This is a genomic window from Streptomyces sp. NPDC002958, from assembly GCF_055563255.1.
In genome coordinates this window covers 279,629-296,902 of record NZ_JBVHDS010000005.1, presented here as the reverse complement: position 1 = coordinate 296,902, position 17,274 = coordinate 279,629, and the positions used below count along the sequence as shown (strand labels likewise).

At 67.7% G+C, this 17,274-nt stretch carries 16 protein-coding genes and 2 tRNA genes; 5 read left to right on the top strand and 13 right to left on the bottom strand.

The window, feature by feature from the left end:
• Positions 1–24: 24 nt before the first annotated feature.
• Positions 25–279 carry a cell division protein CrgA gene (gene crgA, locus ACZ3IC_RS12320; protein WP_467415244.1) on the top strand — a complete coding sequence of 85 codons (255 nt, stop codon included), beginning with the start codon at positions 25–27 and terminating at the stop codon, positions 277–279.
• A 337-nt stretch (positions 280–616) separates the two neighbouring features.
• On the opposite strand, the gene ACZ3IC_RS12315 is transcribed toward crgA, so the two are convergent.
• Both ACZ3IC_RS12315 and ACZ3IC_RS12310 read right to left on the bottom strand, forming a co-directional pair.
• The gene (locus ACZ3IC_RS12315) at positions 617–1,516 is read right to left on the bottom strand and encodes a rhomboid family intramembrane serine protease (protein WP_467415429.1); all 900 of its coding nucleotides are present in this window, start codon (positions 1,514–1,516) and stop codon (positions 617–619) included.
• A 155-nt stretch (positions 1,517–1,671) separates the two neighbouring features.
• Positions 1,672–2,199, bottom strand: a complete 528-nt coding sequence (locus ACZ3IC_RS12310; RefSeq protein WP_467415243.1) for a peptidylprolyl isomerase — start codon at positions 2,197–2,199, stop codon at positions 1,672–1,674.
• Between the two features lie 410 nt (positions 2,200–2,609).
• On the opposite strand from ACZ3IC_RS12310, the gene ACZ3IC_RS12305 reads away from it, so the two are divergent.
• Positions 2,610–3,329 (top strand): DUF5324 family protein, encoded by a 720-nt coding sequence (locus ACZ3IC_RS12305; protein WP_467415242.1) that lies wholly within the window; start codon positions 2,610–2,612, stop codon positions 3,327–3,329.
• Between the two features lie 69 nt (positions 3,330–3,398).
• On the opposite strand, the gene ACZ3IC_RS12300 is transcribed toward ACZ3IC_RS12305, so the two are convergent.
• A tRNA-Ala gene (locus tag ACZ3IC_RS12300) sits at positions 3,399–3,471 on the bottom strand.
• 171 nt (positions 3,472–3,642) lie between these two features.
• On the opposite strand from ACZ3IC_RS12300, the gene ACZ3IC_RS12295 reads away from it, so the two are divergent.
• Both ACZ3IC_RS12295 and ACZ3IC_RS12290 read left to right on the top strand, forming a co-directional pair.
• Positions 3,643–4,191, top strand: coding sequence for a helix-turn-helix domain-containing protein (locus ACZ3IC_RS12295; RefSeq protein WP_467415239.1), 549 nt, complete (start codon positions 3,643–3,645; stop codon positions 4,189–4,191).
• An 80-nt stretch (positions 4,192–4,271) separates the two neighbouring features.
• The gene (locus ACZ3IC_RS12290) at positions 4,272–5,651 is read left to right on the top strand and encodes a serine/threonine protein kinase (RefSeq protein ID WP_467415237.1); all 1,380 of its coding nucleotides are present in this window, start codon (positions 4,272–4,274) and stop codon (positions 5,649–5,651) included.
• Between the two features lie 49 nt (positions 5,652–5,700).
• Here the strand turns inward: ACZ3IC_RS12290 and ACZ3IC_RS12285 are convergent, their stop codons facing one another.
• From ACZ3IC_RS12285 to ACZ3IC_RS12270, 4 genes are all read right to left on the bottom strand, one after another.
• Entirely contained in the window at positions 5,701–7,101 is a 1,401-nt protein-coding gene (locus tag ACZ3IC_RS12285; RefSeq protein ID WP_467415234.1) for a hypothetical protein, read from the bottom strand.
• Positions 7,101–7,346 (bottom strand): hypothetical protein, encoded by a 246-nt coding sequence (locus tag ACZ3IC_RS12280; protein ID WP_467415232.1) that lies wholly within the window; start codon positions 7,344–7,346, stop codon positions 7,101–7,103. The genes ACZ3IC_RS12285 and ACZ3IC_RS12280 overlap by 1 nt, the downstream gene beginning before the upstream one ends.
• The gene (locus ACZ3IC_RS12275; protein ID WP_467415230.1) at positions 7,321–7,875 is read right to left on the bottom strand and encodes a vWA domain-containing protein; all 555 of its coding nucleotides are present in this window, start codon (positions 7,873–7,875) and stop codon (positions 7,321–7,323) included. Before ACZ3IC_RS12275 ends, ACZ3IC_RS12280 begins: the two co-directional genes overlap by 26 nt.
• A gap of 255 nt (positions 7,876–8,130) precedes the next feature.
• Positions 8,131–8,265, bottom strand: coding sequence for a DLW-39 family protein (locus ACZ3IC_RS12270; RefSeq protein WP_003958712.1), 135 nt, complete (start codon positions 8,263–8,265; stop codon positions 8,131–8,133).
• A 380-nt stretch (positions 8,266–8,645) separates the two neighbouring features.
• On the opposite strand from ACZ3IC_RS12270, the gene ACZ3IC_RS12265 reads away from it, so the two are divergent.
• Positions 8,646–9,017: a DUF6344 domain-containing protein gene (locus tag ACZ3IC_RS12265; RefSeq protein WP_467415227.1), complete on the top strand. Its 372-nt coding sequence runs from the start codon at positions 8,646–8,648 to the stop codon at positions 9,015–9,017.
• A 336-nt stretch (positions 9,018–9,353) separates the two neighbouring features.
• On the opposite strand, the gene ACZ3IC_RS12260 is transcribed toward ACZ3IC_RS12265, so the two are convergent.
• From ACZ3IC_RS12260 to recF, 6 genes are all read right to left on the bottom strand, one after another.
• Positions 9,354–9,427: transfer RNA gene (locus ACZ3IC_RS12260), tRNA-Ile, on the bottom strand.
• A gap of 70 nt (positions 9,428–9,497) precedes the next feature.
• On the bottom strand, positions 9,498–10,088 hold the full coding sequence (locus tag ACZ3IC_RS12255; RefSeq protein WP_467415224.1) for a DUF3566 domain-containing protein: 591 nt from the start codon (positions 10,086–10,088) through the stop codon (positions 9,498–9,500).
• A gap of 93 nt (positions 10,089–10,181) precedes the next feature.
• Positions 10,182–12,815 carry a DNA gyrase subunit A gene (gene gyrA / locus ACZ3IC_RS12250; protein WP_467415221.1) on the bottom strand — a complete coding sequence of 878 codons (2,634 nt, stop codon included), beginning with the start codon at positions 12,813–12,815 and terminating at the stop codon, positions 10,182–10,184.
• Positions 12,816–12,861: 46 nt separating this feature from the next.
• On the bottom strand, positions 12,862–14,949 hold the full coding sequence (gene gyrB, locus ACZ3IC_RS12245; RefSeq protein ID WP_467415219.1) for a DNA topoisomerase (ATP-hydrolyzing) subunit B: 2,088 nt from the start codon (positions 14,947–14,949) through the stop codon (positions 12,862–12,864).
• Positions 14,950–15,554: 605 nt separating this feature from the next.
• The gene (locus tag ACZ3IC_RS12240; protein WP_467415426.1) at positions 15,555–16,118 is read right to left on the bottom strand and encodes a DciA family protein; all 564 of its coding nucleotides are present in this window, start codon (positions 16,116–16,118) and stop codon (positions 15,555–15,557) included.
• 14 nt (positions 16,119–16,132) lie between these two features.
• Positions 16,133–17,263 (bottom strand): DNA replication/repair protein RecF, encoded by a 1,131-nt coding sequence (gene recF / locus ACZ3IC_RS12235; RefSeq protein WP_467415216.1) that lies wholly within the window; start codon positions 17,261–17,263, stop codon positions 16,133–16,135.
• Positions 17,264–17,274: the final 11 nt, after the last annotated feature.

Genomic DNA, 17,274 nt, shown 5'->3' with positions numbered 1-17,274 from the left:
AGCGCATCGACAGGAGAGTTCCTCGTGCCGAAGTCACGTATCCGCAAGAAGGCCGACTTCACGCCCCCTCCGGCGAAGCAGGCAACCAACATAAAACTGACCAGCCACAGCTGGGTGGCGCCAGTGATGCTGGCGCTCTTCCTGATCGGTCTGGCCTGGATCGTCGTTTTCTACGTGACCGACGGCGTTCTGCCGGTCGACTCGCTGGGGAACTGGAACATCGTCGTCGGCTTCGGCTTCATCGCCGGCGGCTTCGGTGTCTCCACGCAGTGGAAGTAGTGCCGCAGGGCACGTATTCCCACAGCAGGAGCCGGTCCTGCAACCCTTGCCCCGAGTTACCCACAGCGTTATCCACAAGCGGGGGAAAAGGTCAGACGATCTGTGGATAACTCACTGACTGTTGACGCCGATGTGACTGCAGCCTCCCTCATCGAGGGATGGCACGCCCCTTGTCCTGGCTGGAAAAACCCAGCTCAGGGACAAGGGGCACAGTTGTTCCCACAGAATGCACAAGATCCGGCACTCGCTGTGGACAACTGACCGAGGGGACACCCGGGACACCCGGGGTGCACCCCGGGAGAGCCTGGAAACAACGTCCGTCGCGCGGCGTCCCCGCTCAGGTCAGCGCGGCTGTTCTGGCGACGACGACAGCGACCACAACCACCAGGACCAGGGCACAGGTGCCGTACTGCACCAGCGCACGCCGCTCTCGGGGGGCATGCACCATGCCGATCGCGATCAGCGTGCCCGCGATCAGGCCACCGACATGTGCCTGCCAGGCGATTCCGCCCCAGGGGTTGAAGGTGATGACCAGGTTCACCGCGAGCAGCACGAGGACCGGGCGCATGTCGTAGTTGAGCCGGCGCATGAGCACGGCGGTGGCGCCCAGCAGGCCGAAGATCGCTCCGGAGGCACCGAGCGAGCCCTGTACAGGTGCGGCGAGCCAGTAGGTGAGAGCGCCGCCCGCCAGGCCGGAGAGCATGTAGAGCGTGAGGTAGCGGGCACGGCCGAGCGCCGCCTCCAACGGCCCTCCGAGCCACCACAGCCCCAGCATGTTGAACACGATGTGCCACATCTCCTGGTGCAGGAACATCGATGTCACCAGCCGGTACCACTGGCCCTCGGCGACGCCTTCCAGCGGACCGCCGGAGTGCGTCGGGGCACGGCCGAACAGCATCAGATCGTCGACCAGCGCACCGTTCGCCAGCACGGCGATGTACACGGCGACATTGATGCCGAGAAGGATCTTGGTGACGAGCCGGGGATCGGCCGTGACGGGGGCACCGGCGACCGTGCGCGGCCGGGCGGCGCCCGGGCCGTGCCCCGCACCGGCTCCCTGGCGGACGCAGTCCGGGCACTGGAAGCCAACCGCGGCATTGACCATGCATTCGGGGCAGATCGGGCGGTCGCAGCGGGTACAGCGGATGTGCGTCCCACGACCGGGATGGCGGTAGCAACTGAGCGAGCCGTCCGTGGCCGCGGACCGGTCCTGGTCTCCCGGCGGCTGCTGGTCCATCGGTCCCATCGCTTCCCGGTCCCCTCGGTCCTCGTCATGGCGGCAGCACGCACAACGCAGCCCTGCTCGTCCGCTATGTAGCAAGTACGGACGAGCAGGGCAGTTGGTTCCCCGAAAGGACAATCAGAGCGTGATCATTTGATGACCACTAGCGATCATCGGTTCTCGATGACGACCGACTCGATCACGACGTCCTGCAGCGGACGGTCGGTGCGGGCGTTGGTCTGGGTGGCCGCGATGGCGTCCACGACCTTCTGGCTGGCGGGGTCGACGACCTCGCCGAAGATGGTGTGCTTGCCGGTCAGCCAGGCTGTCGGCGAAACGGTCACGAAGAACTGCGAGCCATTGGTGCCCGGGCCGGCGTTGGCCATGGCCAGCAGGTACGGCTTGTTGAAGCTGAGGTCGGGGTGGAACTCGTCGGCGAACTCGTAGCCCGGGCCACCGGTGCCGTTGCCCAGCGGGTCGCCGCCCTGGATCATGAAGCCGCTGATGACGCGGTGGAAAACGGTGCCGTCGTACAGCCTGTCCGTGGACTTCTTACCGGTCTCGGGATGCGTCCACTCACGCTCACCCTTGGCGAGCTCGACAAAGTTCTTGACCGTCTTGGGCGTGTGGTTCGGCAGAAGCCGGATCTCGATGTCGCCCTGATTGGTCTTCAAGGTGGCGTAAAGCTGCTCGGCCACGATCTGCCTTCCGTAAAGTCTTCAGTGACGTTCACCGATCCTCGCACGGACCGTCCGCCGCGGCGGACGGCCGCCACCCCGAAGGCACTTCGCTCACCTCCTTGCCCGATTCCGCGCTTCGTGCGCCGGCACCGTTTCGACCCCCGCTCGCCTGCGGCTTTCCCGAAACCCTTCCGTGCCGCTCCCCGCAGGAACAAATGCGGCCAAGTGCGTGACGAACCGTCGCGGGCTGAACCGAACCGTGGCATTGTCGTCGGCAAGCTCCCCTTGCACCGTATTGCCCAAAGGCGTCACTCATGACCTGAATGACCCGGATGCCCGCCCCGCGTGCCGGACAGGCCTCCGGCAGGCATGATCTCGAAATGGGTGGAAAGGCGGAGTACCTACCCGCCACCAAGGAGGAGGATCCCGTGACCCGCATCGACAGCGTGCGCACCGCAACCGACTCGGCGAAGGACAGCGTGCAGCACGCCGCGGAAGTGGTGGCGCCCTACGCCGACACGACCAAGGAGCAGGCCGCACATCTTGCGTACGAGGCCCGGACGCGGCTCGCGCCGAAGGTGTCGAAGGCAGCCCAGCAGGCCCGCGTCCAATACGGCGCGCATCTCGCACCACGTATCGAACTGGCCCGTGCTCATGTACCCCCCAAGGTCGACAAATCCGCCCAGCGCGTCGCGCGCCGCACCCGCCGGGCCGCCCGCACTGCCGCGGACTACACCGTGCCGCGCGTCGAGCACGCGATGGCCGTCGCCAAGCCCGTGGCCGAGGAGGCCTCGGACCGCAGCGCCGCCGCGCTGGCCGCACTGCGCGGACAGGTCACCACCAAGGAGATCAGGCAGCTCGCCAGAAAGCACAAGCGGCGGGCGAAGGCCGGCAGGCTGTTCAAGGGGCTCATCGTGGTCGGCATCGTGGCGGGCGGCGCCTACGCCGCCTGGAGGTGGTGGGACAAGCAGGCCAACCCGGATTGGCTGGTCGAACCGCCCGCTCCCACGGAGGTCTCCGACCCCGCACCGCTGACCTCGGTCGACGGCAGCGGTCCGGACTCGGAGGCCAAGCAGTCCGGGGCAGAGTCCAAAGGGACGAACGGCCCGGAGGGCGTGGACGGCACCGATCTCGACGACCGACGCTGAGCAGCGCCTGCACGACAGAGCGGGCGCCGGAAGACCTTGGAGTCTTCCGGCGCCCGCTCTGTTCGTCTGTGGAGCCTAGGAGATTCGAACTCCTGACATCTGCCTTGCAAAGGCAGCGCTCTACCAACTGAGCTAAGGCCCCGAAAAGCGGACAGCACCGGACGCTTCAGCGTCTCGGTGACCGCCGCAGACCAGAGTACCGGGTACCCACCGGAATCTTGCAAAAAGATGGGGACTCCCGGTCGGCGACCACTCTCCGTAAGATGCTCGACGAGGTTCGCAGCAGCGAAGCCGCAGCGAAGGGGAGACGCCAATGGATGCAGCTCAGCAAGAGGCGACAGCAAGAGCCAGGGAACTCCAGCGCAGTTGGTACGGAGAGCCTCTCGGGGCGCTCTTCCGCCGGCTGATCGATGATCTCGGCCTGAACCAGGCCCGGCTCGCTGCGGTCCTCGGACTGTCAGCCCCCATGCTCTCCCAGTTGATGAGCGGCCAGCGGGCCAAGATCGGCAACCCCGCGGTCGTCCAGCGTGTCCAGGCACTCCAGGAACTGGCCGGTCAGGTGGCCGACGGCAGCGTCAGCGCGGGAGAGGCCACGGACCGCATGGAAGAGATCAAGAAGTCCCAGGGCGGCTCCGTCCTCACCGGCACCAGCCAGACCTCCAACACCGGCGGCGCCCCGACCGTCCGGCGCGTGGTCCGCGAGATCCAGTCGCTGCTGCGCTCGGTCGCGGCCGCCGGTGACATCATCGATGCCGCCGACTCCCTCGCCCCGACCCACCCCGAACTGGCAGAGTTCCTCAAGGTGTACGGCGCAGGGCGCACCGCGGAAGCAGTGGCGCACTACGAGGGACACCAGAGCTAGGGCCTGTCCGACATGCCCTGAAGCACTACCCCGAGAGCCGGGCACGAGCCGAAACAGGAACTGGGAGCGGGCGCAGCGCAATGGGTGAGGTCTTCGCCGGTCGGTACGAACTGATCGATCCGATCGGACGTGGAGGGGTCGGCGCCGTCTGGCGCGCCTGGGACCACCGGCGCCGCCGATACGTGGCGGCCAAGGTCCTCCAGCAGAGCGACGCGCACACGCTGCTGCGCTTCGTCCGCGAGCAGGCGCTGCGGATCGAGCACCCGCATGTGCTCGCCCCGGCCAGCTGGGCCGCGGACGACGACAAGGTCCTGTTCACCATGGATCTGGTGAGCGGCGGTTCACTGGCTCATGTCATCGGCGACTACGGGCCACTGCCCCCTCGTTTCGTCTGCACGCTGCTCGACCAACTGCTGTCCGGGCTGTCGACGGTGCATGCGGAGGGCGTCGTGCACCGGGACATCAAACCCGCCAACATCCTGATGGAGGCCACCGGCACCGGACGGCCGCATCTGCGGCTGTCCGACTTCGGTATCTCCATGCGCAAGGGCGAGCCGCGTCTCACCGAGACCAACTACGTGGTGGGAACGCCCGGTTACTTCGCGCCCGAGCAGATGATGGGTGCGGAACCCGATTTTCCCGCGGACCTTTTCGCGGTCGGACTCGTCGCGCTGTATCTGCTGCAGGGCAAGAAACCGGACGCGCAGGCCCTCGTCGAGCACTTCGCCTCGTACGGCACTCCCAGCGCCCCGGAGGGGATCCCCGAGCCGCTGTGGCAGGTCCTCGCGGGGCTGCTGCAGCCGGATCCCCAGGCCCGGTTCCGTACGGCCACGGGCGCGCGCAAGGCGCTGACGGCCGCGGTCGACATGCTGCCCGAGCCCGGCGTCGACGACGAGCCGGTGGAGGTCTTCGAGCAACTCGGGCCGCTGCCCGCCGGCTTCGGCCCCGCCGGACCGGTCACGGCCCCCCGGACAGCCGTACAGGACGCGCAGCCCGCACAGACGGGCCAGGCAGCCCAGCAGCCCGTGCAGCAGCCCTACACCCAGCCGCCGGTCCCGATGTCGGAAACGGGCAGCTTCCACCTCCCGCCGCCTCCGCAGCAGCCCGCGCCCCTGCCCCGTCCGGCGCAGTCGGCCACGCCCCCCACCCCACTCCCGGCGCATACGGCGTCCCCCTTCCCCGCGCCCGCACCGGACCTCTCGCAGGCCCCCACGGCCGCGGTGCAGCACGAACCGGCTCGCACCCGTGCCTACACCACGGGTCAGCCGCAGGTCCCCGGTCCCGGAGCAGGCTTTTCTCCGCGCCTCGCCCAGGCCCCCGCCGCCGCGCACGTCTCGGCCGCTGTTCCCGCGCACACGCCGCAGAAGCGACCGGGACCGCCCCCGAAGGTGGCGGTCCCGGTCCTGCTGGTGGCGCTGATCTGTTTCGCCGTGGGCATCTGGGCGCTGTTCCAGAGCTGAGCACAGCGGGCCGGAGCCCCTGCCGTACGCGGTATCGGCTCCGGCCCGGCTACCAGGTCTGCGTCGGGCCTCCGTACGGCGGCTGACCGCCCCCGGCCGGACCTCCCGCAACCGGACCGTTCGAACCGGCCGGGGCCACTGGGGCCGTCGGGGCGACTGAAGCCGCCGGGGCGGTCACCGTGCGGCGCCGTGCCAGCAACGTCCACACACCCAGCCCGAGCACCAGCACCGAGCCAACACCGATCCCGGCCACGCCGACCATCCTCATGGTGTCGCTCCTGGCCGCCTCGGGTTCGCTCTTGCCGGTCCTGGCCATGTCCTTGTCGTCCTGCGTGACCGAGAAGTCCCCGGCGTCCCCGGTGTACGGCGACTTCTCCGCCGTTTTCTCCACCTTGATCTTGAGGGCCAGCGGGATCGCCTTGTCACCGTACGACTTCGCGACCTCCGGGCTGAGTGTCACCGACAGGTAGTACCAGCCGGCGAATCGCATGGCGCTGACGCTGCTGGTGGAGTCGTATCGGTTCTCGTACGCCACCGGAGGCAGCGGGTCCAGCGAGACGGATGCGGGCTTGCCGGAATACGACAGCGGAGACGCGTCGTCGACATGCCCGTGGGCCGGATTGTCCAGGGACATCGCGAGCGCGTTGCCGATGTATGTGTCCGAGGCCTTGTTGTTGCCCAGGTCGGCGGTGGCGAAGATCTGCTGGCCCCAGTCCACCGGCACCCGGTAGAACCGGGTCTGCCCCGGCGCGATGCTGTCGTGCCACTCGCCGGTTTCCAAACCGGTCGCGTCGTAGTAGCTGGTGCCGCCCGACCGCCTCTGTGGGGCGGCGGTGGGTGGCACGGGTGACGCCGACGGCCAGTTCTCCGGTGCCTCGGTCGGCATCGACCCGCCCGATCCCAGCTGTGGCTCCGACTCGTAGCGCAGTTCCAGGTCCCACGCATCGGGTGTCGAGGTGTCCTTGCTCTCCCGCTCGATCAGGACGTTGTACGTTCCGGCTTCCTGGCAGGTGCTGCTGTCCTTCTCCATGATCCGGTAGGCGTACGCCGCGATCGGGCGCGGGAACTCCGCCGACTCGAACCGCGCGTCCTGCGAACTGCACCGCAGGTCCGCGCTGTCCCTGATGCTGACCGTGATGCCGTCCCCGTAGGCGACCTGGCCGCCGCCCTTGGGCACGGCCACCGCCGAGACGTATGCGTTCGTCTTCGCATCGAGGTTCAGGCGGTAGTAGAGCTTCTCGCCGCGCTTGATCGAGCTCTTGTAGACCGATCCGGGCGTGAGCGCCGGCGCCTCGGTGCTGACCTCCGCACCGCTGACCGGCTTCGCTTCGGGATGGAAGGTGTACGCAGCGGGCTCCCCGGCCGCGTACGCCTGCCCCGGCAGCGCCGCCGCCGCGCACATCGCCGCGACCGCGGCCAGCGCCACCCGGCCCCTGTTGCGCTGCCTCATCACGCGCTTCCCCTCGTCGTCTGGGTGGCCCGCCCGCGACGCCCGCGTACGAACACGAGCCCCGCGATCACCACCACGGCGCCCGCCCCGGCAGCGGCCGCAATGCCGGTCCATCCTGCCCCGCCCGTACCACTGCTGTCTCCGGCGCCGTGCGAATTGCCCTTCTTATCCGCCTTCTTGGCCACGGTGGAAGCATGGCGCTCGGGGCCGGCCAGCTCATCACCGAGCACCGACACCCGCAGCACGACACCGATCTGCGGGCTCTCGGCGATGCCGGCGGCCCCCGCCCCCCAGCGTCACCAAGATGGAGAAGTCGCCACCGGCGTGTACGGGCCGGATGTCGGAGCGGCCAACGCGCCGCGTCGGAGCCCTTCTTGCTCTCCCGCTCCACCACCAGCCGGTACCGTCCCGCCCACTCACAGGCGCGGGTGCCCCCGCCGGGATACGGGCGACCGCCGAGGTCAGCGGGGTCGCGCCCTCCTGCTGGTGGAAGTTAGCAGTAGCCGTCCGCTTCACGGCTGCCCGGTCGAGCCTCTGCACCGGCTGCACGAGCCCGGTGTCCGCGCAGCCCCGCGGACGGTCCGCGCCGTACACCCGCAGCCCGGTCGGATATCCGTGGGGAAGGCCGTCGACAACGGTGCCGACGGCCGTACGGGCACTCTGCATCCGGGTGCGCCCCATGCCGTCGTCGTCCCCCATGGAGCCGGACGAGTCGAGCACCATGGCCAAGCCGCTGCCCGAGCCGGAGCCGGCTGCCTCCGAAGTGGCGGCCACACCCCGGTGCCGCCGCCACGGCCGGCATCGCGCCTGCCACCAGAGCGAACAGCGCCCCGCCGATCCATGCCCCCGCAGCGGCGGTGGTGATCCCGTACCTTCGCCCGTGCCCCCTCGACCGAAAGACCCTGCCGTTTCGCTGTCGCAACCTCTTGATTTGCTTAGGTGAACTCAAGAGCACAGGTGTCACGGTCCCGCAACAGCACGAAGCCCCGGCCGCTCAGCGACCGGGGCCCGCAATCAGACTGTTCTGTCTCACACACCCGAACCTGCGGGCACGGAGTCAGTCGCCTCCGTCCACAGATCCTGCTCGGCGCGATCCGCCTGGATCTGGCGGTACACGAGGAGCCCGCCGATGGCGGCCAGTGCGACCAGGAGAAGCTTCTTCACCGCGCGACCTCGTCTTTCCTTGACGTAGGGGACTTCTGCCGCCCGACTATACACACCGGCCGATATCGATCGGTGACCTACCTGCGCCAACTGGCGCCCGAGGAAAAGCGATCTTCCAAGGATCGCTCCAGGTTCGTTGCGAGGAGCGCACGGGCTGGGTTCGTTCCGAGGAGCGTTCCTGGGTTCGTTCCGAGGAGCGTTCCTGCCAGAGGATCCGACCGCGCCGATCACCCCCGCACAAGCCCGTCAAGGCCGGTTGCACCATACGAGTGGTGTTCATCTGAAGATCGGCGGATCGGCAGCGTCGGTCCACGAAATCGCGGGCCACATCCACATCATCAGAAAGGCAAGCAAACCGGACCACCCGAAAGCGAGGGGCCATGAGCACCTTCAAGGCCAAGAGCATCTGGACCACCTTCGTCACCGCTCTCTTCGCGCTCCTCGCCGCACTGGGATTCATGAGTACCCCGGCGACGGCCACGGAGCCGACCACCACGGAGCCGACCACCCCGCACCACGAGCACACGGGTGCGACCGCGGCAACCGCGACCACCCCGTCGGTGCGATGGACCCTTCCGCGTGACAGGGCGCTGCCGCCCACGATGAAGCAACGCATCCGCGCAGAGGCACACGGCTCCTCACCCGCCACCCGAAATCTGTCCGTAGACACGACGGACGCCACGGACACCAGGAACTCCGCCCGCGCCACCTACGGGGCCCCGGCGGGGGACACGTCCCTCCTCCCACCGTGAGAGCCGCGCAACTGACGCACAGAGCCCCCAGGGCCGGTTCACGCCGGACGGGGGCTTCTTCGTGCGCCCAGCCCCGCCCTGCCCCCTCAGGCACGGAAACACAGGGCGCACCTCCGCGCACGCACCAAGCCCTCGGGCGACTCTCCCAGCGCAGGGCGCCCCGGTCCCGGGCCGGGGGGGTGCGCCCCGTGCACCACGACCGCTCCGAAACCGCGTGCCTCAACCCCCGTACCCCCGTACCCCTGCGCATGCACGCACAGCCGAGAACGCATCGCGCCGAGCACACGCAGAAGGCCCGGCTTCTCCGAAGAGAAGCCGGGCCTTCAACTTTCACTGTGGGGCTAACAGGATTTGAACCTGTGGCCTCATCCTTATCAGGGATGCGCTCTAACCAACTGAGCTATAGCCCCGCCGCGCTGTGCGCTGACTTCTGAAGATTAGCGCACGTCGGGGCCAGTCCCAAAATCGATACCCGGCGTCCTACTCGTCCTCGGCCAGCGTGAGCTCGATGCCACCCACGAAGCCCGCCGACAAGTTGTAGATGAAGGAGCCCAGCGTCGCCAGCGCCGTCGCCAGCACCACATCGATCACCGCGATGACCGAGGTGAAGATGAGGACCCGCGGCAGCGACAGGAACGACTGAAGATCGAAGCCGTTGTTCTCGTTCGAGCCGGTGGCCTGGCTGATCGTGCCGCCCACGGTGGAGAAGACGCCCATCGCGTCCATCACCATCCACAGCACCGCTGACGCCACCACCGTGCAGATGCCGAGCGCGATGGAGAGCAGGAAGCTGACCTTCATCACCGACCACGGGTCGGCCTTGGCCACCCGCAGACGCGCCTTGCGGGTACGCGGAGTGGTCCGCGCCCCTGTCCTCGGCCGCCGGGCCGCCTGGGCGGCGCCCTGCGTGCCGTGCGGTCGGCCGCCCTGGGTCTCGCCGGCGGGCGAGGGATACGCCTGCGGCGGGTGGTACGGCCCGCTCGCCTGCCCAGGTGCGGGCTCGCGCTCACCGGGCAACGGCCCGTTCCCATAACCCTCGTACTGGGGCTGAGGCCCCCGGGTGTCCGTCACAGTGCCCCCTTGGGAGTCCGTGGCAGGGCCACGGGCACCGCTCGCTCCATCTCCGGAAGCGGCCGAACCGGCGCCCGTGGCTCCACTCACGCTCTACTCCTCGTGCTCCCCGGCCGAAGGCGACGTGCCTTCGACATTGCCTTCGACCGCGCTCTCGGCAGCCTCGGCCGTCGCGGTCTCGGCGTCATCGGACCCCTCGACCTCTTCGGCCTCACGACCGGCTTCGGCGTTACGAGCGATACCGACGACGGCATCGCGCTTGCCCAAGTTGATCAGTTGGACGCCCATGGTGTCACGGCCCGTCTCCCTGACTTCATTGACTCGCGTACGAATCACACCACCGCCGAGCGTGATGGCGAGGATCTCATCCGTCTCCTCGACCACCAGCGCACCGACCAGCGAGCCCCTGTCCTCCACGATCTTGGCGGCCTTGATTCCCAGGCCGCCGCGACCCTGAACGCGGTACTCGTCGACGGGAGTCCGCTTCGCGTACCCACCGTCGGTGGCAGTGAACACGAACGTACCCGGCCGGACAACATTCATCGAGAGCAGTTCGTCTCCTTCACGGAAACTCATGCCCTTGACTCCCGAAGTGGCACGGCCCATCGGGCGCAACGCATCGTCCGTCGCAGTGAACCTGATCGACTGGGCCTTCTTGCTGATGAGCAGCAGATCGTCCTCGGCCGACACCAGCTCCGCACCGATCAACTCGTCCGCAGTGCCTTCGGCGCCATCTGCCGTCTCCCGGAGGTTGATGGCGATGACACCACCGGAACGCGGCGAGTCGTAGTCCTTCAGCGCGGTCTTCTTCACGAGACCGCCCTTCGTGGCCAGGACCAGATACGGCGCGACCTCGTAGTCGCGGACCGCCAGGATCTGGGCGATCTGCTCGTCCGGCTGGAAGGCCAGCAGGTTGGCCACGTGCTGACCACGGGCATCGCGGCCGGCATCCGGCAGCTCGTACGCCTTCGCCCGGTACACCCGGCCCTTGTTCGTGAAGAACAGCAGCCAGTGGTGCGTCGTCGACACGAAGAAGTGGTCGACGATGTCGTCTTCCTTGAGCTTCGTACCGCGCACGCCCTTGCCGCCTCGCTTCTGCGAGCGGTAGTCGTCCGTCTTCGTACGCTTCACATAGCCGCCGCGCGAGATCGTGACGACGATGTCCTCCTCGGCGATCAAGTCCTCGATGGACATGTCACCGTCGAAGGGCACCAGCTTGGAACGCCGGTCGTCGCCGAACTTCTCGACGATCGCCGCCAGCTCCTCGCTGACGATCTGACGCTGCCGCTCCGGCGACACCAGGATCGCGTTGTATTCGTTGATCTTCGCCTGGAGCTCGTCGTGCTCGGCCGTGATCTTCTGGTGCTCCAGCGCGGCCAGTCGGCGCAGCTGCATCTCCAGGATCGCGTTCGCCTGGATCTCGTCGATCTCCAGCAGGCCCATCAGGCCCTCGCGCGCCACCTCGACCGTCTGGCTGCGCCGGATGAGGGCGATGACCTCGTCGATCGCGTTCAGCGCCTTGAGCAGACCACGCAGAATGTGCGCCCGCTCCTCCGCCTTGCGCAGACGGAACTTCGTACGCCGGACGATGACCTCGATCTGGTGCGTCACCCAGTGACGGATGAACGCGTCGATCGAGAGGGTGCGCGGTACGCCATCGACCAGCGCCAGCATGTTGGCGCCGAAATTGGTCTGCAGATCGGTGTGCTTGTACAGGTTGTTCAGAACGACCTTGGCGACCGCGTCCCGCTTCAGCACGACGACCAGACGCTGACCCGTACGCGACGAGGTCTCGTCACGGACGTCCGCGATCCCGCCGACCTTGCCGTCCTTCACCAGGTCGGCGATCTTCTGCGCCAGGTTGTCGGGGTTGGTCTGGTACGGAAGCTCCGTGACGACCAGGCACTGCCGGTTCTGGATCTCCTCGACCGCGACGACCGCGCGCATCGTGATCGAGCCACGGCCGGTGCGGTACGCCTCCTCGATGCCCTTGCGGCCCACGACGAGCGCACCCGTCGGGAAGTCCGGGCCCTTGATCCGCTCGATCAGCGCGTCCAGGAGCTCCTCCTGCGAGGCCCCCGGGTGCTCCAGATACCACTGCGCACCGGCCGCGACCTCACGCAGGTTGTGCGGCGGAATGTTGGTCGCCATACCGACCGCGATCCCCGCGGAACCGTTGACCAGCAGGTTCGGGAAGCGCGCCGGCAGGACCGTCGGCTCCTGGTTGCGGCCGTCGTAATTGTCCTGGAAGTCGACGGTCTCCTCGTCGATGTCCCGGACCATCTCCATGGACTGCGGCATCATCTTGCACTCGGTGTACCGCATGGCGGCGGCCGGGTCGTTGCCCGGAGAACCGAAGTTGCCGTTGGAGTCCACCAGCGGCATGCGCATCGACCACGGCTGCGCCAGGCGCACCAGTGCGTCGTAGATCGACGAGTCACCGTGCGGGTGGTACGTACCCATGACGTCACCGACGACACGGGCACACTTGTAGAAGCCCTTCTCGGGCCGGTAGCCGCCGTCGTACATCGCGTACAGCACCCGGCGGTGGACGGGCTTGAGGCCGTCCCGCACGTCAGGCAGTGCACGCGAGACGATGACGGACATCGCGTAGTCGAGGTAGGAGCGCTGCATCTCCGTCTCGAGCCCCACGGGCTCGACACGCATGCCCACACCGGCGGCGGTGGGCTCCTCTTCAGGTGTCACAGGGGTGTTCTCGTCGGCCATTGCTGGTCAAAGTCCTTTCGGGCGGCGGCTTGCTGGTACGGCCGACTCAGATGTCGAGGAAGCGGACGTCCTTGGCGTTGCGCTGGATGAACGAGCGCCGCGCCTCGACGTCCTCGCCCATCAGCACCGAGAAGAGGTCGTCGGCCTGCGCCGCGTCGTCCAGCGTGACCTGACCGAGGACCCGGTGGTCGACGTCCATCGTGGTGACGCGCAGCTCCTCGGCGTTCATCTCGCCGAGACCCTTGAAGCGCTGGATCGAGTCTTCCTTGATCCGCTTGCCGTTCTGCTTGCCCAGCTCCACCAGGGCATCGCGCTCCCGGTCCGAATAGGCGTACTCGAAGTCGTCCCGGCCCCACTTGATCTTGTAGAGCGGCGGGCGGGAGAGATACACGTGCCCGGCCTCGACCAGCGGACGCATGAAACGGAAGAGGAACGTCAGCAGCAGGGTATTGATGTGCTGACCGTCGACATCGGCGTCCGCCATCAAAATGATCTTGTGATAGCGGAGCTTCTCGATATCGAAGTCCTCATGGACCCCGGTACCGAAGGCCGAGATCAGCGCCTGGACCTCGGTGTTCTGCAGGATCTTGTCGACCCGGGCCTTCTCGACGTTCAGGATCTTGCCCCGGATCGGCAGGATCGCCTGGTACATCGGGTTGCGGCCGGACTTCGCCGAACCACCGGCGGAGTCACCCTCGACGATGAAGATCTCGCACTTCGTCGGGTCGTTGGACTGGCAGTCGCTCAGCTTGCCCGGCAGCGAGGCGCTCTCCAGAAGCCCCTTACGACGGGTCAGATCACGCGCCTTACGGGCCGCGACGCGGGCCGTGGCCGCCGCGATGCCCTTGCGGATGATGTCGGCCGCCTCGTTCGGGTTGCGGTCGAACCAGTCCGTGAGCTGCTCGTGGACGACCTTCTGGACGAAGGTCTTCGCCTCCGTGTTGCCCAGCTTGGTCTTCGTCTGGCCCTCGAACTGCGGCTCGCCCAGCTTCACCGAGATGATCGCCGTGAGACCCTCGCGGATGTCGTCACCCGTGAGGTTGTCGTCCTTCTCGCGCAGCAGCTTCTTCTCGCGCGCGTACTTGTTGACCAGCGTGGTCAGCGCGGCGCGGAAGCCCTCCTCGTGCGTACCGCCCTCATGCGTGTGGATCGTGTTCGCGAAGGAGTAGACGCCCTCGCTGTACTGGGTGTTCCACTGCATGGCGATCTCGGCCGAGAGGAGGCGCTCCTTGTCCTCGGCCTCGATGTCGATCACCGACTGGTGAATGACATCGCCCTTGCGGGAGTTCAGGTACTTCACGAAGTCGACGATGCCGCCCTCGTAGTGGTACGTGACCGTGCGGGCCTGCTCCGCCTCGGCGACCTCGGCCACCTCGGCAACATCCGCGCCCAGCGTCGCCTTCGCCGACTCGCGCTCGTCGGTGAGCTTGATCGTCAGGCCCTTGTTGAGGAACGCCATCTCCTGGAAGCGGCGCGACAGGGTCTCGAAGGAGTACTCGGTCGTCTCGAAGATGTCCCCGTCGGCCCAGAAGGTGACGGACGTCCCCGTCTCGTCGGTGGCCTCGTTGCGGGCCAGCGGAGCGGTGGGCACACCGAGCTTGTAGTCCTGGGTCCAGCGGTAACCGTCCGTCCGGACCTCGACCGAGACCCGCGACGACAGCGCGTTGACCACGGAGACACCGACACCGTGCAGACCGCCGGAGACGGCGTAGCCGCCGCCGCCGAACTTGCCGCCGGCGTGCAGCACCGTCAGCACGACCTCGACCGCGGGCTTCTTCTCCGACGGCACGATGCCGACCGGGATGCCTCGGCCGTTGTCGATCACACGGACCCCGCCGTCGGGGAGGATCGTGACGTCGATCGTGTCCGCGTGCCCGGCCATCGCCTCGTCGACCGAGTTGTCCACGACCTCTTGTACGAGGTGGTGGAGGCCGCGCTCACCGGTGGAACCGATGTACATGCCAGGTCGCTTGCGGACCGCGTCCAGACCCTCGAGGACGGTGATCGCGCTGGCGTCGTACGAGGCCGTGACCTCGCCCGGGGCAGTTGCCCCGCGGCTCTCACCGGGTGTGGACGGAATGTTCTCGTTGGGGTTGCCGGAATCGGCCACGAAGCGCCCTTTCTGGCACAGCACAGGCCGTTCTCCGGACAGTCGGGAGCGGCTGCGTCGTTCGGCTTGTATCGACGACTCCCGCGAAAATGCGGGATTGCGCACCAGTCTACCGGTAGCACCGACACGAATGGGGGTTTGCCGGTACCTGAGTACGCATGTGCCGCCCTGAATGAGCGGCTGACGACTCCCCATATTCAGGAAGGGCCCCCAAGAGGCTCACGCGGGCATTGAGCGCTTCGGCCTGTCAACCTCCCGCTACCGTGAGGGACACCCCCCTCTCCCTCCGCACTTACAACCACCACATACCTGCACAACACGGACGCGGCGGACAGCACCGTCAGGAAGACAGCACAAGGCCGTCACCACATCCGGAACAGAGCCCCCACATGGCTCAGAGCCTGTCGGGTGACCTCCGACCGGGCGGCCACGCCTTGGCACGCACGCTTCCCGCGTTGTCGTCGGTCACCAACTCCCCCATAGCCTTGAAGGGCCTTGAAGGCATGGGGGACCCCTTCGCGTCGACTCCCTCCTCCGCCTTGGAATCGCACGCACCAGACCGCGTCCGCTATCCGACCGGAGGTCACCCGACAGGCTCTCAGAAACAGGAAGATCCCAGCTCAGGCACCTCAGCCGTACGTATCGCCAGGACCGGTGCTCCCCGGCGCCCGCAGCGGACCGAACCTGCGCTGCGGGCCACCCGGCCCCAACACCCTGATCATCCTCACCGTGCCATGCCCCAGATCCGCGTTCAGCCGGGCCACCAGCTGGGGCGCCAGCAACCGCAGCTGCGTCGCCCACGCCGTCGAATCGCACTGCACCGTCAGCACCCGCTCGTCCGGATGCTCGTCGTACCGCAGCGGCACACAGTGATTGGCCAGATCCTCACCGACGATCTGCGGCCAGCGCCCCATCACCCCGCCCACCGCCGCAGGCGTCTCCCAGCCACGCTCAGTGATCAGACGATTGATCGCAGCACCCAGCGGCAACGGATCCCGACCGTCCGCCCGCGCCCCCGAACGCAGCCCACCGCCCCGCCTGGCCTGTTTCTTCTGCTGCGCCGCGGCACCACGCGCCCGCGCCTGCTCCTTCGCCGCACGCAACGCCACCCGCGCCAGATCGACCCCCGACGCTTCCGGCTGCTTCTCTTCCCCCGGCCACTCCTGCGACGGCCGCCCAGAAGCCCCGGGCACCTCTTCACGGCCGCTCACAGCCGCTCCACCTCACCCGCGGACACCGCATACCGCGACCCCGCCAGCACACCCGGAACATCGTCGTCCACCGCAGCCGTCACCAGCACCTGCTCACCCGGAGCCACCAACTCCGCCAACCGCTCACGACGACGCGCATCCAGCTCGGCAAAGACATCGTCCAGCACCAGCACCGGCTCATTGCCCTCACTGCGCAGCAGATCGTACGAAGCCAGCCGAAGCGCCAACGCATACGACCAGGACTCACCATGGCTCGCGTATCCCTTGGCCGGCATCCCCCGCAACCCCAACAACAGATCATCACGGTGCGGACCGACCAACGTCACACCCCGCTCGATCTCCTGCTTGCGCACATCCACCAGGGCCGCGATCAGCTGCTCGTACAGCTCCTCACGCGTACGCGCCGGATCCACCCCCGCACCGACCGAACTCCGGTATTCCAACGCCACCGGACCACCACCCGGCGCCACATCCCCATACGCCTTGTCCGCCAGCGGCTGCAACGCAGCGATCAGTTCCAGTCGCTGCGCCAGCAGCTCCGCACCCACCCGGCCCAGATGCTGGTCCCACACATCGAGCGTGGACAGATCCATCGACCGGCCGCCGTGCCTGCGCGCCATGGCCGCCGACTTCAGCAAGGTGTTGCGCTGCTTCAGCACCCGCTCGTAGTCCGACCGCACCCCCGCCATCCGCGGCGAACGCGCCGTGATCAGCTCGTCGAGAAAACGGCGACGCTCGCCGGGGTCCCCCTTGACCAGCGCCAGATCCTCCGGCGCGAACAGCACGGTACGTACGATCCCCAGCACATCACGCGGCCTGACCTGCGACGATCTATTGATCCGGGCCCGATTGGCCTTGCCCGGGTTGAGCTCCAGCTCGACCAGCTGCGAACGCTCGCCCTGCGTGACAGCAGCCCGGATGACAGCCCGGTCCGCTCCCATCCGCACCAGCGGCGCATCGGAGGAGACCCGATGGCTGCCGAGCGTCGCAAGGTAGCCGACGGCCTCCACCAGATTCGTCTTGCCCTGGCCGTTGGCCCCCACGAAAGCGGTGACGCCCGGATCGAGAGGTACCTCGACCCGGGCGTACGAGCGGAAGTCGGCCAGCGAGAGATGCGTGACATGCATGGGTGTAAGCC